Annotated in this window: 13 protein-coding genes; 7 read left to right on the forward strand and 6 right to left on the reverse strand. The window is 65.0% G+C overall.

All coding sequences use genetic code 11. The annotated features are described in order from the left end of the window. Positions 1 to 227 precede the first annotated feature (227 nt). Positions 228 to 1,532, forward strand: a complete 1,305-nt coding sequence (locus tag ABE459_RS09840) for an MFS transporter (RefSeq protein ID WP_323830250.1) — start codon at positions 228 to 230, stop codon at positions 1,530 to 1,532. A 123-nt stretch (positions 1,533 to 1,655) separates the two neighbouring features. Here ABE459_RS09840 and purT read toward each other — a convergent pair whose 3' ends face one another. The 5 genes from purT to ABE459_RS09865 all read right to left on the reverse strand — a co-directional run bounded on the left by purT (position 1,656) and on the right by ABE459_RS09865 (position 4,909). Further along, entirely contained in the window at positions 1,656 to 2,837 is a 1,182-nt protein-coding gene (gene purT, locus ABE459_RS09845) for a formate-dependent phosphoribosylglycinamide formyltransferase (RefSeq protein WP_110993295.1), read from the reverse strand. A gap of 74 nt (positions 2,838 to 2,911) precedes the next feature. Beyond that, positions 2,912 to 3,379: a VUT family protein gene (locus ABE459_RS09850; protein WP_125465255.1), complete on the reverse strand. Its 468-nt coding sequence runs from the start codon at positions 3,377 to 3,379 to the stop codon at positions 2,912 to 2,914. 179 nt (positions 3,380 to 3,558) lie between these two features. Continuing rightward, positions 3,559 to 3,750, reverse strand: coding sequence for a DUF1289 domain-containing protein (locus tag ABE459_RS09855; protein ID WP_125465256.1), 192 nt, complete (start codon positions 3,748 to 3,750; stop codon positions 3,559 to 3,561). After that, positions 3,740 to 4,264: a gamma carbonic anhydrase family protein gene (locus ABE459_RS09860; protein ID WP_125465257.1), complete on the reverse strand. Its 525-nt coding sequence runs from the start codon at positions 4,262 to 4,264 to the stop codon at positions 3,740 to 3,742. The genes ABE459_RS09855 and ABE459_RS09860 overlap by 11 nt, the downstream gene beginning before the upstream one ends. A gap of 45 nt (positions 4,265 to 4,309) precedes the next feature. Then, on the reverse strand, positions 4,310 to 4,909 hold the full coding sequence (locus ABE459_RS09865) for a CoA pyrophosphatase (RefSeq protein ID WP_125465258.1): 600 nt from the start codon (positions 4,907 to 4,909) through the stop codon (positions 4,310 to 4,312). A gap of 135 nt (positions 4,910 to 5,044) precedes the next feature. Here ABE459_RS09865 and ABE459_RS09870 point away from each other — a divergent pair, with 135 nt between their 5' ends. The 6 genes from ABE459_RS09870 to ABE459_RS09895 all read left to right on the forward strand — a co-directional run bounded on the left by ABE459_RS09870 (position 5,045) and on the right by ABE459_RS09895 (position 17,001). Then, on the forward strand, positions 5,045 to 5,599 hold the full coding sequence (locus ABE459_RS09870; RefSeq protein WP_323830251.1) for an NUDIX hydrolase: 555 nt from the start codon (positions 5,045 to 5,047) through the stop codon (positions 5,597 to 5,599). A 20-nt stretch (positions 5,600 to 5,619) separates the two neighbouring features. Next, positions 5,620 to 6,177, forward strand: a complete 558-nt coding sequence (locus ABE459_RS09875) for a L,D-transpeptidase family protein (RefSeq protein WP_125465260.1) — start codon at positions 5,620 to 5,622, stop codon at positions 6,175 to 6,177. Between the two features lie 161 nt (positions 6,178 to 6,338). After that, positions 6,339 to 8,018, forward strand: a complete 1,680-nt coding sequence (locus ABE459_RS09880; protein WP_323830252.1) for a ShlB/FhaC/HecB family hemolysin secretion/activation protein — start codon at positions 6,339 to 6,341, stop codon at positions 8,016 to 8,018. A gap of 27 nt (positions 8,019 to 8,045) precedes the next feature. Further along, positions 8,046 to 12,566, forward strand: a complete 4,521-nt coding sequence (locus tag ABE459_RS09885; protein WP_323830253.1) for a hemagglutinin repeat-containing protein — start codon at positions 8,046 to 8,048, stop codon at positions 12,564 to 12,566. Positions 12,567 to 12,708: 142 nt separating this feature from the next. Continuing rightward, positions 12,709 to 14,742 carry a PhoX family phosphatase gene (locus tag ABE459_RS09890; protein WP_323830254.1) on the forward strand — a complete coding sequence of 678 codons (2,034 nt, stop codon included), beginning with the start codon at positions 12,709 to 12,711 and terminating at the stop codon, positions 14,740 to 14,742. 201 nt (positions 14,743 to 14,943) lie between these two features. Continuing rightward, the gene (locus tag ABE459_RS09895) at positions 14,944 to 17,001 is read left to right on the forward strand and encodes an HET-C-related protein (protein ID WP_323830255.1); all 2,058 of its coding nucleotides are present in this window, start codon (positions 14,944 to 14,946) and stop codon (positions 16,999 to 17,001) included. 258 nt (positions 17,002 to 17,259) lie between these two features. On the opposite strand, the gene ABE459_RS09900 is transcribed toward ABE459_RS09895, so the two are convergent. Next, a complete protein-coding gene (locus tag ABE459_RS09900; protein ID WP_125465265.1) occupies positions 17,260 to 17,571 on the reverse strand; it encodes an NGG1p interacting factor NIF3 in 312 nt (103 codons plus the stop codon).

Below are 17,571 nucleotides of genomic sequence, written 5' to 3' on the forward strand. Positions count from 1 at the left end.
GCTTACCCAGCCCTGCCGTCCCGCCTGCTACCCGCACCCGGCGCCCCACGGCCAGTCCGCATCACTGACACGCCCCACGGCCCTGCGTCACCACCCCGAACAGCGCCCGCCCCTCCCTACCCCCTGGGCTATCGTCAGTCACGCGACTCATAACAATACGCTCCGGCTCCCGTGTGCCCGCCACATGGGCCGTGCCCCATGGAGCATCGACTGTCAGGGACCTACGCATGACTACCAGCAGCACCTACGCCGAACCTGCCTCGGCGGCCCCGGTCAACTCGCCTGCGCGGGTGGCCACCGCCAGTTTCATCGGCACTGCCATCGAGTTCTACGATTTCTACGTCTACGCCACCGCCGCCGCCCTGGTGATCGGGCCGGTGTTCTTCCCGTCCGGGTCGGGCACCGCGCAGATGCTCGCGGCCTTCCTCACCTTCGGCATCGCGTTCCTCGCCCGACCACTGGGCTCGGCGCTGTTCGGCCACTTCGGCGACCGTATCGGGCGCAAGTCGACCCTGGTCGCTTCGCTGTTGCTGATGGGGGTTTCGACCACGCTGATTGGCGTGCTGCCGGGCTATGACAGCATCGGCGTGTGGGCGCCGGTCCTGCTCTGCATCCTGCGCTTCGGCCAAGGCCTGGGCCTGGGCGGCGAATGGGGTGGCGCGGCGCTGCTGGCCACCGAGAACGCCCCCGAAGGCAAGCGCGCCTGGTTCGGCATGTTCCCGCAACTGGGCCCTTCGATCGGCTTTTTGGCCGCCAACGGCCTGTTCCTCACCCTGGCCCTGGTGCTCAGCGACGAGCAGTTCCGCGACTGGGGCTGGCGCATTCCGTTCCTGCTCAGCGCCGCGCTGGTGCTGGTTGGCCTGTACGTGCGCCTGAAACTCGAGGAAAGCCCGGTATTCGCCAAGGCCGTGGCGCGCCAGGAGCGGGTCAAGATGCCGGTGGTCGAGCTGTTCGCCCAGTACTGGCTGCCGACCCTGCTGGGCGCGGCGGCGATGGTGGTGTGCTACGCGCTGTTCTACATCTCCACGGTGTTCTCGCTGAGCTACGGCGTGACGACGCTGGGCTACAGCCGCGAGACCTTCCTCGGCCTGCTGTGCTTCGCCGTGGTGTTCATGGCCCTGGCCACGCCACTGTCGGCCTGGCTCAGCGACCGCTACGGGCGCAAGCCGGTATTGATCGTTGGTGCGCTGCTGGCCATCGCCTCGGGCTTCGCCATGGAGCCGCTGCTCACCTCGGGCTCGACCACGGGCGTGGCACTGTTCCTGAGCATCGAGCTGTTCCTGATGGGGGTGACCTTCGCGCCGATGGGCGCCTTGCTGCCAGAGCTGTTCCCGACCCACGTGCGCTACACCGGCGCCTCGGCGGCCTACAACCTGGGTGGCATCGTCGGCGCCTCGGCGGCACCGTTCTTTGCCCAGAAGCTGGTGAGCATGGGGGGCTTGAGCTGGGTGGGGGGGTATGTGTCGGCGGCAGCGATGATCAGCCTGATTGCCGTGTTGTGCCTGAAAGAGACGCGCAATACCGAGCTTTGAGAAAGCTGGGGCTGCTTTGCAGCCCTTTCGCGGCACAAGGCCGCTCCTACAGGGATCGCATACCCTCTGTAGGAGCGGCCTTGTGCCGCGAAAGGGGCGCAGAGCGCCCCCAGCAATCTCAGATCAGAACTCGACCTTGACCGCCTGCGAAGCGCGGGTGGCCTTGGCCCGTGCAGCTTCAACAGACTCATCACGCGCCAGGCACACGCCCATGCGGCGGGTGCCATTGATCTCAGGCTTGCCGAACAGGCGGATGGCGGTGTCCGGCTCGCTCAAAGCGGCGTTCAAGTTGGCGAAGGCGGTCTGCTGCGACTGACCTTCGGGCAGGATCACCGCCGAAGCCGACGGGCCGAACTGGCGCACCACCGGAATCGGCAGGCCGAGAATCGCCCGGGCGTGCAGGGCGAACTGCGACAGGTCCTGGGAAATCAAGGTCACCAGGCCAGTGTCGTGCGGGCGCGGCGACACTTCGCTGAACCACACCTGGTCACCCTTGACGAACAGCTCGACGCCGAACAGGCCACGCCCACCCAGGGCGTCGGTGACCGCCTGGGCCACCCGCTGCGACTCAGCCAGGGCTTTCGGGCTCATCGCCTGAGGCTGCCAGGACTCCTGGTAGTCGCCCTTCTCCTGACGGTGGCCGACCGGCTCAAGGAAGGTGGTGCCGCCCACATGGCGCACGGTCAGCAAGGTGATTTCGTATTCGAAGTCGATGAAGCCCTCGATGATCACCCGGCCCTTGCCGGCGCGGCCGCCTTCCTGGGCGTAGTCCCAGGCCTTCTGCAAGTCATCGGCGCTGCGCAGCAGGCTCTGGCCCTTGCCCGACGAGCTCATCACCGGCTTGACCACGCATGGGTAGCCAAGGTCGGCGACGGCCTTGCTGTAGTCCTCGAAGGTGTCGGCGAAGTGGTAAGGCGAGGTCGGCAGGTCCAGCTCTTCGGCGGCCAGGCGGCGGATGCCTTCGCGGTTCATGGTCAGTTGGGTGGCGCGGGCGGTGGGGACGACATTGAAGCCTTCGTTCTCAAGCTCCACCAGCGTGGCGGTGGCGATGGCCTCGATCTCGGGGACAATGTAGTGCGGTTTTTCCGCCTCGATCACCGCGCGCAGGGCCACGCCATCGAGCATGTTGATCACGTGGCTGCGGTGCGCGACCTGCATGGCCGGGGCATTGGCGTAGCGGTCGACGGCGATCACCTCGACGCCCAGGCGCTGCAGCTCGATCACCACTTCCTTGCCCAGCTCGCCGCAGCCGCACAGCAGTACACGGGTCGCGGTAGGCGACAATGGGGTTCCGATACGGGTCATTTCAGGTCCTCGAAGGCGTCCGGGGCCGCGCCACGCTGGCTGCTGCCCGCTGAAAATTGGACCCGCATTCTACATCAGGATACGACCATCGCGCGCCGGGCACGCCAGGCCATGATCAGCCATACCGCGGTGACTCCGGCGAACTTCGACGCCAGCGCCGTGCCGATCACCACGGGGGTCAACGCGCCGATCATGCCGAAGAAGATGAAGGTATCCACCGGGATGCTCAGCGCCGAGCTCAGCCACAGGCGGTCGCGCAGGGGCCGGCGGGTGACGCTGAATACCAGCCAGTCGATCAGTTCGGAGACGAAGAACGCCGTAGCGCTGGCCAGGGCGATGGCAGGCTCGGAGGTGGCATACGAGAGCACCAGCGCCGCCAGCATGGCCAGCAGCGCGCCATGGCCGTAGCGGGTCTGCACCATGTCGCGCAGGATGAACACCAACCCGCCCCAGGCGGACCAGATCACATCCAGGTGCGGTGCGCTGGAGAAGGCGTAGTTGATCAGCACCACGCTGCTGATATAGGCGATGAGGTAGAACATGGGCTATCTGGATGTTGGGCAAGCCGCACAGAGTACCGCTAGCCCCCTCGACAGGCAACGCCGTCCCTGTAGGAGCGGCCTTGTGTCGCGATGGGCTGCGCCAGCAGCCCCAGGATTTCTGCTTCGCCAGCAATATTGCAGGGGGCTGCTGCGCAGCCCATCGCGACACAAGGCCGCTCCTACAGGACGAGCCCGGCCTTTACTGCGCGCTCATGGCACAGCTTCAGCACCGCCCGGCGCTCGTCATTGTCCATCCGCCCCCAGCGGGTGATCTCGCTCACCGTGCGCTGGCACCCGGTGCAGATATCCTGCTCGTCCAGGGCGCAAATGCTGACGCAGGGCGAGGCCACGGGCCGTTCGTCAGTCTTCATCGGGCACCAGTTCACGGGCGTAACGCTGGGCGTTGTGCACGTAATGCGCAGCGCTGGCTTCGAGCATGCGCTGCTGCTGCTCGGTCAGCTCGCGCACCACCTTGCCAGGCGAGCCCATTACCAGCGAGCCGTCGGGGATTTCCTTGCCTTCGGGGATCAATGCATTGGCGCCGATGATGCAGTGTTTGCCGATGCGCGCACCGTTGAGGATCACCGCGTTGATGCCGATCAGGCTGTAGTCGCCCACCGTGCAGCCATGCAGCATGGCGTTATGGCCGATGGTCACGCCCTTGCCGAGGGTCAGCGGCGAGCCCATGTCGGTGTGCATCACCGTGCCGTCCTGGACGTTGCTGTCCTCGCCGATGTCGATCAGCTCGTTGTCGCCGCGCAGCACCGCGCCGAACCACACGCTGGCACGCGCCTGCAGGCGCACCTTGCCGATCAGCGTGGCATTGGGTGCGGCCCAACTGGTGGGATGGGTCTCGACCCGCAGGTCGCCCAGGCGGTATTTCATGTGTCGCTCCTCACGGTTGAACGCCGGTGGCGGGGTGTGCCCCGCTCAGTTCTGGATGAAACGCTCTGGCGGCTTATGCAGGCTGATGCCGGCATCGAACAGCAGGTTGACCAGCTCGACGATCATGATCGCCGACAGCCCCCAGATCTTGTAGTCGCCGTAGCGGTAGCTGGGCACGTACCAGCTGCGGCCCTGGTAATCGATACGGTGGGTGTGGTCGCGCGGGTCCTGGCGAAAGAATGCCAGCGGCACCGTGAATACAGCGGCAATTTCCGCGTCGTTGGCGTGGTACTCGACGTAATCGGGGATCAGCCCGACGAATGGAGTCACCTTCAGGCCATGCAATGAAATCAGCGGGCTGAGCGGGCCAATCACCTCGACCAGACCAGGCGGCAGGCCGATCTCTTCTTCTGCTTCGCGCAGAGCCGTGAACACCAGGTCCGGGTCCTCCGGATCGCGCCGCCCACCAGGGAACGCCACTTCGCCACCGTGGGTGGACAAGCCCTTGGCACGCAGGGTAAGCACCAGCTCGGGCTCATCGCTGCGGGTGATGGGTAACAGCACCGCTGCTTCCGGAAAACGGCTGTCCACCTGCAATGATGCAGGGGTGTGGTTGCTCATTCGGCGAAGAAGCTCGTCCAGCATTACGCACTCTCGATTCCAAGGCCTGCCGTGCATGATGCACCAAAGCCTGCGGGCACCCAAGCCCTGCCCCGGGCTGCTTGCAGTGGGCCGACCGCGCGCGCCAAGATAGCCAGACCCCACAGGAATGATGAAAGCATGAAATTCTGCAGCGCGTGCGGCCAGCCGGTCATCCAGCGAATCCCCGAGGGCGACAGCCGCCCACGGTATGTGTGCGAGCATTGCCAGACCATCCATTACCAGAACCCCAACATCGTTGCCGGTGTGCTGCCCACCTGGGGCAGCCAAGTGCTGCTGTGCCGCCGCGCCATCGAGCCACGCCGCGGCTTCTGGACCCTGCCCGCCGGTTTCATGGAGAACGGCGAGACCCTCGACGACGCCGCTCGTCGCGAAACCGTCGAAGAGGCCTGCGCCCGGGTCACGCAAATGAGCCTGTACCAGTTGTTCGACTTGCCGCACATCAACCAGGTGCACGCGTTCTTCCGCGCGGAACTGGCCGACCTGAACTTCGCCGTCGGCGTCGAGAGCCTGGAGGTGCGCTTGTTCGAGGAACACGAGATCCCGTGGGATGAGCTGGCTTTCCGCACCGTCACACGCACACTAGAATGCTACTATCGCGACCGCGTCAGGCAGCACTACCCGATAGGCCATGAATACCTGCCGCCGATGAATGTCGCGTCATCCACCACTTAAGTTTTCAGGGATACGGTTTCATGCGCTGGTTGCTTGCCCTTTTCTGCCTCAGTGTCGCCTCGGTGTCGCATGCCGCGTTCACCGAAACCATCATTCGCAAGCCACAACCGGTCGTGCAGCCCGTTTCACCCGCCAGCGCCGTGGTGCAAGGGCCATTGATCGACAAAGTGCTGGTGCTCAAGTCCGAACGCCGCCTGCAACTGATCAGCCGTGGCGAACCGCTGAAGACCTACCGCATTTCCCTGGGCAAGCAACCCAAGGGCGCCAAGGTGCGCGAGGGCGACAAGAAAACCCCCGAGGGCCTGTACTGGCTCGACTGGCGCAAGGTCAGCGACCGCTACAACCTGGCCATGCACATCTCCTACCCGAACATCAGCGACGCGGCCAAGGCCCGCCGTGAAGGGGTGGATGCCGGCGGCATGATCATGATCCACGGCACCCCGATCAACGAGGAATACCCAGAGTGGTACTTCCACACCCTCGACTGGACCGAGGGCTGCATCGCCATGCGTAACGACGACATGCGTGAGGTGTGGAGCATGGTCAAGGACGGTACATTGATCGAAATTCGCCCTTGAGCGACCGCCCCGTCGACGCAATTTCTTAGGAAACACCCTACATTTTCTCACCACCCATCTGACATTCAGATGGGCGCGAGACCGCATCTAATCGGCTAGGCAGATTCATAGAATCCACGCAAACGAGTACTTCCTTCGTACACGAATTGCCGGATTTCGCCATGCCGACCAACCTCCGTCGTGCCATCCCGCTGTACCTCGCCTGCCTGCTGCTGAGCCTGTGCAGCGTACCGGCTGCCGCGGCAGAAGACCCGGCCAGCCTGCAACTGCGCGACCAGCAGCAATCGATACGCGAACTGGAACAGCGCCAGCGGCTGCAACGCTGGCAGTACCGCCAGCCATCCAGCCGCATGCCGCGAGGCACTTCGCCAGACGATGCCGGCAGCCCCTGCTGGCCAGTGTCGGGGGCGCGCGTGAGCGGCAATCGCCGCCTCTCGGCCAGCGACCTCGAACGCACCTTGCGCCCGCTGGTACTGCCCTGCATGGACGTGGCGGCCGTCAACCGGCTGTTCAGGGCGCTGACCGAACGCTATGTGCAGGCCGGCTATCCACTTGCGCGCCCCTATCTGCTGCAGGCACCGCAGCCCGGCCTGCCACTGGACATCCTGATCGTCGAAGGTTTTGTCGAAGCCATCGAACTGGCCGGCGACGAGCTGCCGCTGTCGCTGCGCGGTGCCTTCCCCGGCCTGCTCGGCCAGCCACTGCACCTGCCTGACCTGGAGCAAGGCCTGGATCAGCTCAATCGCCTGCGGGCCTACGAGCTTGGCGCCGACCTGCTGCCCGGCGATGTGGCCGGAGCGACGCGCGTGCGCATAGTCCCACACCAGGTCGGCGCCCGCTGGCACCTGGACAGCCGCTTCGACAACCGCGGCAGCCCACTGACCGGCCGTCAGCGCCTCAACCTCGGGCTCGGCCTGGACAGCCCGCTGGGGCTGAACGACGACCTGCGGGTGGCGCTGTTCTCGACCGTGCTGCAGGCGCCCGGCGCCAGCCAGGGGGTGAGCCTGTACTACAGCATCCCTTACGGCCCCTGGTCCTTCGCGCTCAACGCCAGCCAGTTGCGCTATCACTCACCGTTGCCCGGCGGACGCCAGGCCAGCGGAGGCAGCCAGTTCCAGGGCCTGAGCGGCGAGCGGGTACTGTGGCGCAACCAGCAGGGCATGCTCAGCGCCGGCCTGCGCCTGGACCACAAACGCCTGAACAACTACCTGCAACGCCAGCGCCTGGCGGTGCAAAGCCCGACCCTCACCACCCTCGACGCCGGCCTCAACCTGCTGTGGCTGGAGCATGGGCTTTGGAGCGCCTCGCTAGGGGTCAGCCAAGGCCTCGACGCACTCGGCGCCGACCGCGGCGCGCTGCGCCCCGGCGCCCCGAAACCCGACTTTCGCAAGTACCGCGCCAGCCTGCTGTACCTGGCCCAGGGACCGCCCGGGCATCCCTGGCGCTGGCAAAGCGAGCTGAACCTGCAATACAGCCCCGACCCGCTGCCCGCCATCGAGCAGCTGCTGCTCAGTGACAACAACAGTGTCCGCGGCGTGCGCCAGCGCACCGTCTCCGGCGCCAGCGGGGCCGTCTGGCGCAATACCCTCAGCTACCCCTTCGACCTCCTTTCATCCACCGCCGTGCAACTGCGCCCCTACCTGGGCCTGGACCTGGGCTGGACCCGCTTCGACCACGGCAGCCCTTCGCAGCGCATGGCCGGCGGCACCCTGGGCCTGGAGCTGAGCCTGCCCGGCAACCGCATACGCCTCGACTACCAACGCGCCCTGTACGCCAGCGATCGCCCGCGCCACGCGCTCGAGCCCGGCTTCTGGGGCCTGGAGTGGACCTTGAACCTCTGATTCATCCACCGAAAGGAGAGCACCACCATGAAACCGTCCGAACATCCCCGCCCGCTGCACCCTGACCGGCTGCGCTGGGCGATGTTCCTCTGTCTGTGCGCCTCGCCCACGCTGCTGGCCGCTGGCCCGCTGCAACCTGCCCCCGGCCCGGGCGGCACGCCATTGGTCAGCGAGGCGCACGGCGTCCCGGTGATCGATATCGTTGCGCCCAACGCCAGCGGCCTGTCGCACAACCAGTTCCTCGACTACAACGTCGGCAACCAGGGCCTGGTCCTGAACAACGCCGTGCACGCCGGCCAGTCGCAACTGGCCGGCGCCCTGGCGGCCAACCCACAGTTCCAGGGCCAGGCCGCCTCGACCATCCTCAACGAAGTGATCAGCCGCAACGCCTCACTGATTGAGGGCCCACAGGAAATCTTCGGCCGTGCGGCCGACTACATCCTCGCCAACCCCAACGGCATCACCCTCAACGGCGGCAGCTTCATCAACACCACCCGCGCCGGTATGCTGGTCGGCACCCCGGTCATCGAAGACCAGCAGCTCAAGTACCTGGATACGCTCGAGGCCGAGGGCGCGCTGCAGGTACTGGCGGGAGGGCAGTCCAACAAGGAAGGCGCGCTGGACCTTATCGCCCCGCGTATCGAAAGCGTCGGGCCGCTCGAGGCCAAGGGCGAGCTGAACCTGAGGGTCGGCCGCCAGCGCCTCGACGCTGCCAGCGGCGAGGTACTTAAGCACCTGCCAGGCACCCCGGGCAGCATCGACGCCAGCCTGTTCGGGGCCATGCGTGCCGGGCGCATCCGCGTGCTGAGCAGCGCCGAAGGCGCAGGCGTCAAAGTCGGCGACGTGGCCTTGCATGCCGATGACGGGCTGACCATCCGCTCCGCCGGCGACCTGCGCGTGCAAGGCACCGGGCAGCACCAGGCCAGTCTGACCAGCACCCGCGGCGCCCTGACCCTGGACGCCGCCGGCGACCTGCAACTGACCGCCACCCGTGGCCAGGCCGAGGGCATCGACGCCCGCTCGGGGCAGACGCTGACCCTGGATGCCGCCACCCGCGAAGAGGTGCAGCGAGACCGCGAAGCCTGGGACAAGAAATGGTGGTTCGTCACCAGCGAAACCTACAGCCGCGAGCGCACCCAAACCGACCTTGCGCAACAGGGCTCGGCACTGCAGGCCAGTGACGACCTCACGCTCGCCGCCCGCGACGACCTGCAACTGAGCGCCGCCCAGCTGCAGGCCGGAGGCACGCTGGCCTTGCACAGCGGCGCCGACCTGGCAATCGACGCCGCAGTCGACAGCAGCAGCGTCGACGAACAGGTGCGCCATCGCAAACACCTCTGGCGCGGCGACAGCGACAGCCAGCAATACCGCGAAAAGGCCAGCCCCAGCAGCCTCCAAGGCGCGCAGATCGTGGCCAGCGCCGGCAATGCCCTGCGGGTCCGCGCCAGCACCCTGCACAGCCAGGGCGACCTGCAATTGCAGGCACGCCAGGTCGAGGTGGGCGAGCAGGCGCTCAAGGACAGTGGCAACCAGCGCGACTACCGCGGCGACCTGGTGTCCGGCACCTTCTTCGGCAAGCGCAACGGCGACCAGACCCAGGGCAGCCAGGCCAGCGGCAGCAGCCTGCGCGCCGAAGGCAAGCTCACTGTCAGTGCCGACAGCATGGCCATCCGCGGCAGCACGGTCAGCAGTGGCGGCGACGCCGTGCTGTACAGCGACAAGGCCTCGCTGACGGTCGAGGCCGCCAAGAGCACCCGCCAATCGCAGCAAAACGCCAGTGACAGCAAAGTGTTCGGTCTGCTCGGCAAGAGCAGCGAAACCCGGCAGAACACGCAACAGGTGCTGCAGAGCGACCTGCGCTCCACCAGCAACCTGCGCCTGGCCAGCGCCGATGAGTTGAAGGTGCAAGGGGCTACCCTCAGTGCCGGGCAAAAACTGGAGCTCGATGCCAAGGGCAACCTCGACATCGAAAGTGCACAAGCCACCCACAGCAGTGAACGCTCCAGCCAACATCGCTATCTGACCGCCAGCGCCCAGCAAACCCGGCTGGCGCAGGACGGCAAACCGGACTCGCGCCAGTACGACGCCAGGGTCGGCTATGAGGTTGCCCAGGTCGACGAGCGGCAATCGGCAACGCAGCAGGTCGCCAGCACGCTGAGCGGCGCTGCCGTTGACCTGCACAGTGGCGGACAGCTGCACGTCACCGGCTCACAGGTGATGGCCAATTCCGGGGACCTGAACCTGCAGGCGCAGAAGGTGGTTCTCGACGCCGCGCGCCATACCGAGGACAACCATACGACCGACACTCGCAGCGGCGGCGGCCTTGCCTTGACCGGTGGCATCGACCGCATCGGCAGTGCCTTCTACGGCCACCGCAAGCAGGACAGCCAGCGCGAAACCAGCAGCACCCTGCAACGCAGCGAACTCAAGGCCGCTGGCGACCTGCGCATCGACACCCCGCACCTGGCCACCGAAGCGGCCAGTGTCGAGGCCGCAGGTACACTGCTGGTCAACGCCCCGCGCATCGACAATGGTGCCGCGCACAACAGCACGGCCCGCGAACAGCACAGCAACCACTGGCAGGGCAGCCTGGGGGCGAGCCTCGAGTACCGCGATATTTCCCGGCCTGTCGAACGCCTGGTCAACGGCGATGAAGCCGCGCGCTTCCAACAGCCCGGCATCGAAGACGCGCTGGCGCCACCCAGTGTCGGCGCCGACCTGAACGTAAACCACCTTGCCCGCGCCCAGACCGACACCAGCAGCAGCGCCCAGGCCAGCACTTTCAGTGGCGCCACGGTGCGTATCGACGCCAAGCGTATCGATGACCAAGGCACCCACTACAGCGCCAGCAGCGGCCCGTTGCAGATCCAGGCCGACACGCATCAACTGCTTGCGGCAAGCGACGAGCAGCAGCACGAAGTGCGACGCCTGGCAGTCGACGGCGGCTTGCGCGTGGATACCAGCACCGGGCAGGACATCAACGGCCGCCTCGAAGGCAAAGGCGGCACCCTGGCGCATGAGCAGACCACTACCCTCGCCCGCCCCGGCAGCCTGCATGGGCAAACCGGTATCCAGGTACAACTGGGCAGCGATGGGCGGTATGAAGGGACGCGCTTCAACGGTGGCGATGGCGCGGTCAACCTGGCCAGCACCGGCAACCTGACCTTGGCTGCGGCCCATGACAGCACCACGCAGAACAAATCGCAGCTGGACGCCAGCCTCTGGGCCAAGGGCGGCAACCGCCCCGGCAGCCAAGGCCTCGACCTGCGTGGCTACCTCGATCACAGCTGGCGGCAAGGCGAAGACACCAAGGCGCAAGTGGCCCAGGTCGACGCCAAAGGCGCGGTCGAGCTCAGCAGCGCCTCCAACCTGCACCTGGAGGGCACGCGCATCGATGCCAACGGGGATATCACGCTGCACAGCGACGGCCTGCTGACCGTTGGCGCCGCCAGTGAAAGCCATGAGGCCAGCGGTTCCACCCTCGGTGGCGGGCTGGAAATCGCCGGCACAATCGGTGCAGGCAAGGGCGGTAACCTGGGCGGGCATTTCACCAGTGCCAAGGTGGATGAACATGACCTTCAGGCCGTGGATGCCCGCTTCACCAGCAAGGCTGCGCTGCAGTTCACAAGCCTGGCCCGTGATGACGTCGCCTTGCAGGTTCAGGGGCTGCAGGCCAGTGCCGCGCGGATCGGCCTGGATGCCAGGAATGGCGGTTTGCTGATCGAAGCATCGAGCCAGCAGGAGCACCGCAACAATCGCGATATCACCGCCGGGGCCGGCTTCAAGCTGAACCGTGGCGAAGCCCGCGACAAGGATGTGCGCGCCCTGCACGGACGGGTGCAGGTGGCACTCGACAGACGCGACAACCAGACCTGGCACGACAGCACCCTGAACGCCGGGGAAATCGACCTGCACAGCCGTGGCGACTCACGTATCGAAGGCGCGCGCCTGGATGCCGAGCGCATCCGTGGCAAGGTGGGCGGTGACTTGCTGGTCGCCAGCCGCAAGGACCGAGTCGACAGCCTCGCACTGAAGGTCGACGGGCGCCTCAGCCAGGAAAAGAACCCGCAGGGCCATATCAACGCGGTCAGCGCACTGGCCGGGCCGGCTGGCGGCAAGGTGCGCGACAAGGCGGGCAAATTGCTGGCCAAGTCGGAGCCCGCCTTGTCGCCGACGCTCAAGGTGGAAGTCAGCCATCAACAACGTGACACCGTCACCCGGCAGACCACCCTCGCCGGCACCCAGGGCATCGACCTGAAAGTGGCAGGCGATACCCGCCTGATCGGTGCCAGGCTGCTGGCCAGCGAAGGCCGCGTCGATCTGGGCGGCAGCAGCGTCACCCGCGAGACCTTGAGCGGTCGTGACTATCGCCGCGACCTGTCGCTGGACGCGTCCAACTCACCGATCGACCTGGGTACCGCGGTGCTCGAAAGCACCAGAGGCAAAGGCGCCGCCGAGGGCGACAACCCGCTTGACCTGGGCCTGTTGCGTACCAGTGGCCACAGCCGTGATGCCGAGTGGGCATCACGAATCGACGGCAAGCCGTAGCCATCACGGCTAAACATGCAGAAACAAAGCATGCGCAGCAATCGCCGGGGCCCCGCGCCCCGGTAACCATTCTGCAAACTGATCGTCATATTTGCGACCTACAGTTTGCGTTTGCTTCAACTCGGATAAAAAAGGACACCTGATGAGTCGAGACAGCGGCGACAACCTGGACCGCAACCTGAGCGGCAACCTGCCGATGGCCAGCGTCATGGACGCCTATCTGAGCCGTAGGGCCGTGGTACGCGGCGGCCTTGGCGCGGCGATCGCCATGATCGCCGGCGCAGGCCTGACCGGCTGCTTCGACAGCGGCGCCAGCACCCCTGCCCCCACGCCGAAACCTGCCACACCCAAACTTGGCTTCCAATCGATCAAGGGCTCGCGCACCGACGCCTGCGTCGTCGCCGCCGGCTACAGCGCCTATGTACTGGCGCCTTGGGGCACGCCGCTCAACAGCAGCGGCAAACCTTGGCAAGCGGACGGCAGCAACAGCGCCGCCGACCAGGCCAATGCCATGGGCATGCACCATGACGGCATGCATTTCTTCCCCATCGATGGCAGCTCCGACGACGGCCTGCTGGCGATCAACTTCGAATACATCGACACCGCCGCCCTGCACCCCGCCGGCCCTACCACGGTCGACGGCAAACGCCCGGCCGAAGAGGTGCGCAAGGAGATCAACGCCCACGGCGCCGGCGTGGTACGCATCCGCAAGGTCAGCGGGCGCTGGCAGGTGGTCGACAACGACCCGCTGAACCGGCGCTTCACCACCGCCACGGTGATGGACATTGCCGGCCCCTTGCGTGGCACAGAGCACGTCAGGACCCGCTTCTCGCCCAGTGGCACGCAATGCCGTGGCACCAACAACAACTGCGGCAACGGCTACACCCCATGGGGCACTTACCTGACCTGCGAGGAGAACTGGCCGGGCATCTTCGTCAACACCGCCACGCGCCCCGCCGACCAGGTACGTATCGGCGTCTCCGCCACCACGGGCCAATACAGCTGGGAAAGTGCTGCCGGTGACGCCAGTGAGTTCGACGACGAATTCGCCCGTTTCAACCTCACCCCAAGCGGTGCAAGCGCCAGCGACGACTTCCGCAACGAGGCCAGCACCTACGGCTACATCGTCGAAATCGACCCCTACAACAGCGCCACCCGGGCGGTGAAGCGCACCGCGCTGGGCCGATTCCGCCACGAGGGCTGCTGCCCGGGCCTGGCCGTGGCCGGCAAGCCGCTGGTCTGGTACACCGGCGACGACTCCAACAACGAGTACTTGTACAAGTTCGTCTCGGACGCGCTATGGGACCCGGCCGACGCCAAGCCTGCCGACCGCCTGGCCACCGGCGCCAAGTACCTGGACAAGGGCAAGCTCTACGTGGCGCGGTTCGATGCCGACGGCAAGGGTGTGTGGCTTCTGCTCGATGCCGTAACCGCCACGACCGACGGCGCCACTCTGGGGGCACGGTATGGCGACCTGGCGGGCATCATCCTCAATACCCGTGGCGCCGCCGACGCCGTGGGCGCAACGCCAATGGACCGCCCCGAGTGGACCGCGGTCAACCCGCTCAATGGCGACGCCTACCTCACCCTGACCAACAACAGCGCGCGCAGCCCGGACAAGGTCGATGCGGCCAACCCGCGCGGCCCCAACCGCCACGGCCACATCATCCGCTGGCACGAAAGCGACGATCACCAGCGCTTCACCTGGGACATCTTCGTGTTCGGCGCCAACGCCGCAGGCGGCCCCGACATCAACCGCTCCGGCCTGACCGAGATGAACCAGTTCGCCAGCCCCGACGGCATGCGCTTCGATAGCCGTGGCGTGCTGTGGTTCGAGACCGACAACGGCGAACAGAGCGTGACCAGCTACACCAACGACCAGTTGCTGGCGGTGATCCCCACCGATCTGGTGGATGGCAGCGGCAAGCAGATTCCGGTCAACCCCAGCAACCAGGCGGACCTGCGTCGCTTCTTCGTCGGGCCCAATGGCTGCGAGGTGACGGGCATCGCCTTCACCCCGGATAACAAGACCCTGTTCGTCAACATCCAGCACCCGGAAAACTGGCCAGCCAGCGGGATAGCCACCGATGCCACGCCGACGGGTGAAAAGGTGCGCCCACGCTCTTCGACCGTGGTCATCCAGCGCAACGACGGCGGGGAGATCGGCATCGCCTGAAAGACGCGGCAAATCGGTTGCAACAGGCCACATGGCAGCAACTGACGGCTGAATCGTCAGTTGCTGCAGCCAGCCGACTCAGACCTGGAGGAACACCAAGAAAGATATTTCCCGCGTCACTGTAGGTCCCAGTTCCATATTCTTCCGGCGCTTGTGAACCATCACGCTGAACGTCCTACACATTTGATGAGAGGACGCGACATGCACGAAATGAACAACGCCACGATGCACGACGAAGACGCCCCCGTTTTCGAGAGTTCTTTCGCTCACGACCAGCTTGGCGAATTTGCCATGGTTACCCCGGAGCTCGACTTCCTGCTCACCTTCATGCCGGTGTTTGGCCTGGAGGTACCGGCTGAGGTCTATCTCAAGCTGCGCACCGACATACTTGAAGGCACCCTCGCCAACCCTGCATACCAGGTGGTGACGCAGCAAGACACCATCACCCGCTACGACAACGACTTGCATGTCATCTTCATCGACCAGTCGGCCATCGACCGGGTGCTCGCCAACCCACAAGACACACCCGAATTCCTGTTGGCCCTGCTCGGCGCCTTTGGTAGCCATCTGGCGAACCTGATCCAGATCGAGCGCCACGCCATGGGCGAGGACGATCTGTCGCCAGAAACACCCGAACAAACGCAGCAAGTTGCCGGCAGATACGCCAGCATGATGACCTTCATCGACAGCTCACCCGAGAACGGCACGGTGTTCGGCTATTTCACCGTTGCCGGGGAAGAACTGACACTGGCACTGGATGTGAGCGACGCGCCCCCTGTCGAAGCAGTGATCCCGGAACTGCGTCGTGTCGGGCCACAACCACGGTTCGCCGCAGGCGAAGATGGCCACGAAACGATCGCGCAGGTGCTGAGGGAAGTCGGTTTCAGTGCGCAGGAAGTCCAGGCTGTCTACTTCGGCAACTGGCTACGCGACCATTCGCAACTGATCGACCCCAAGCTCGTTCGCCCCGAAAATGCCCCCAAGCAATTCCCCAGGAAAATCTCCAGAGACGTCCTCACCCAGATCGTCGACCTGTTGGCACTCAAAGCGTTCAACGGCCTGCAGAACACCGAGGAGGGGCGCGAAGCCTACAGGGTGACTACCGAGCTGCTCGGTGTGTATCGCCCTTCGGAACACATCGACAACCCCACCGACCATAGCGAGATGCCCCTCGACCCCAGGGAAATCGACGAGGATTTCGAAGCGCCGGTCAAGCCAGGTGATGACGCGACCATGGTCTACCGCGCTCTATCGAGAAAGGTCTACATGGATAGGCCGATCATCAACCTGCATCACCACATTCAAAGGGCTGGGTACTCCGACGAAAAAACAGATCGCCTGCGGCATTTCGGCGAGGCCCTGCATATCGTCGAAGACTATTTCGCCCATTCCAACTTCGTCGAGCTCAGCTTGCGCAAGCTTGGCTATGAGGACGTACTGCCCTGGACAACAGAAACCGATTGTGAACATGGCCTGCCGGTGGTTACCGGCCTGTTCAGCGGATTCGACATCCTCGCCAGTGTCGCCGAACCGTTGGCCAAGATGATGTTCCCCGCCAACCCTCCGGCGTTCGAGGACATTGAACGTGGCTACCGTAGCGATGCCGAGAAGGTGATGTTGATTCTGCTCCGCGAGCAGGAAAATCCCATGTGGCTGAATGCACTGGAACGACTGCTGGCCCTGCGCGACAATCTCGCCGATAACCCGTTGTTCCGCTTTGCCCATCATGTGTATTGGGCAGTGACCCTGCCGTTGCGGGTGGTCGGCCATTACTGCAACCAGGTCTTCCAGTCACTGCTGACAAAACTCGGCGACCTGGTGGACGATTTCCAGACAGAATTTGGTGATGACCCCAACACTACGCCGGGCGTAGACCCGACCCACTCACAGCTGGCCAAGGATCACGACACCCACCCCTTCCACGAACTGGCGATGTTGCTCGCCAAAGAGGCAGTCAGACAGCTGGGCGGTCACATGCAGGCGTACTGGAGGGGTGAGCTGGCACTGCCGCCCTCAGAAGAGGCAATCGCCTTCATTCAGCACCCTTATGACACCGACTGGCAGGATGAAATCGTCGCCGAATGGGCAAGTACCCATGAACAGGAAATTGCGCGGGGAGCCTCTTCCAGCCTGTTCGACGAGCTGCGTGACAATTACGAGAAACATGCACGGGAACATCTGCGCGAGCTTGATGAGAACAAGAACTACACGCCGATCAAGACCAGCGAAAGTTTCAGAAATCTCTTCCCGTTCTTTTGATTGCAATAACCTTTGAGCACAAAAAAAGGGTGGGCCTATGGCCTAATGTCGGTCAGTTAAGCCAATTTGGGCCGCTTTGCGGCCCTTTGCGGGTAAACCCGCTCCCACAGGATCTCGCAAAGCCTCAAGCTGGCGCGAAACCTGTGGGAGCGGGTTTACCCGCGAAGGGCTGCAGAGCAGCCCAAATAAGTGCAATGAAGCGCTATCTGACTGGCATTAGCCTATGCCCACCCTTTTGGGGCCCATTCAAACCTCGGCTCAAAGGTCCAGCAACTGCCAGACCTCAAAAGCCGGTGTCTGATACGGATGGCTGCGTTTGAGCGCGTCGACGACCTGCATGATCAGCCCGTCGGCCACCACCAGCTCCACCTTCCACTCCTCGACTACCTCGACCTGGCCGGCCTGCCCGAGGTACGGCTGGCTGCCGTCCAACGGGCGGAACTGGCCCTGGCCGAGGGTCTGCCAGGCGCAGTGGTCATAGTCGCCGATGCGTCCGCCACCGGCGGCAAACACAGCGGCCTTGACCACCTCGACATGGCTGTCGGGGACGAAGAAGGCGAGCTTGTGCAC

The sequence above is a fragment of the Pseudomonas sp. TWI923 genome (genome assembly GCF_039673365.1).
GTDB classification, from domain to species: Bacteria; Pseudomonadota; Gammaproteobacteria; order Pseudomonadales; family Pseudomonadaceae; genus Aquipseudomonas; species Aquipseudomonas sichuanensis.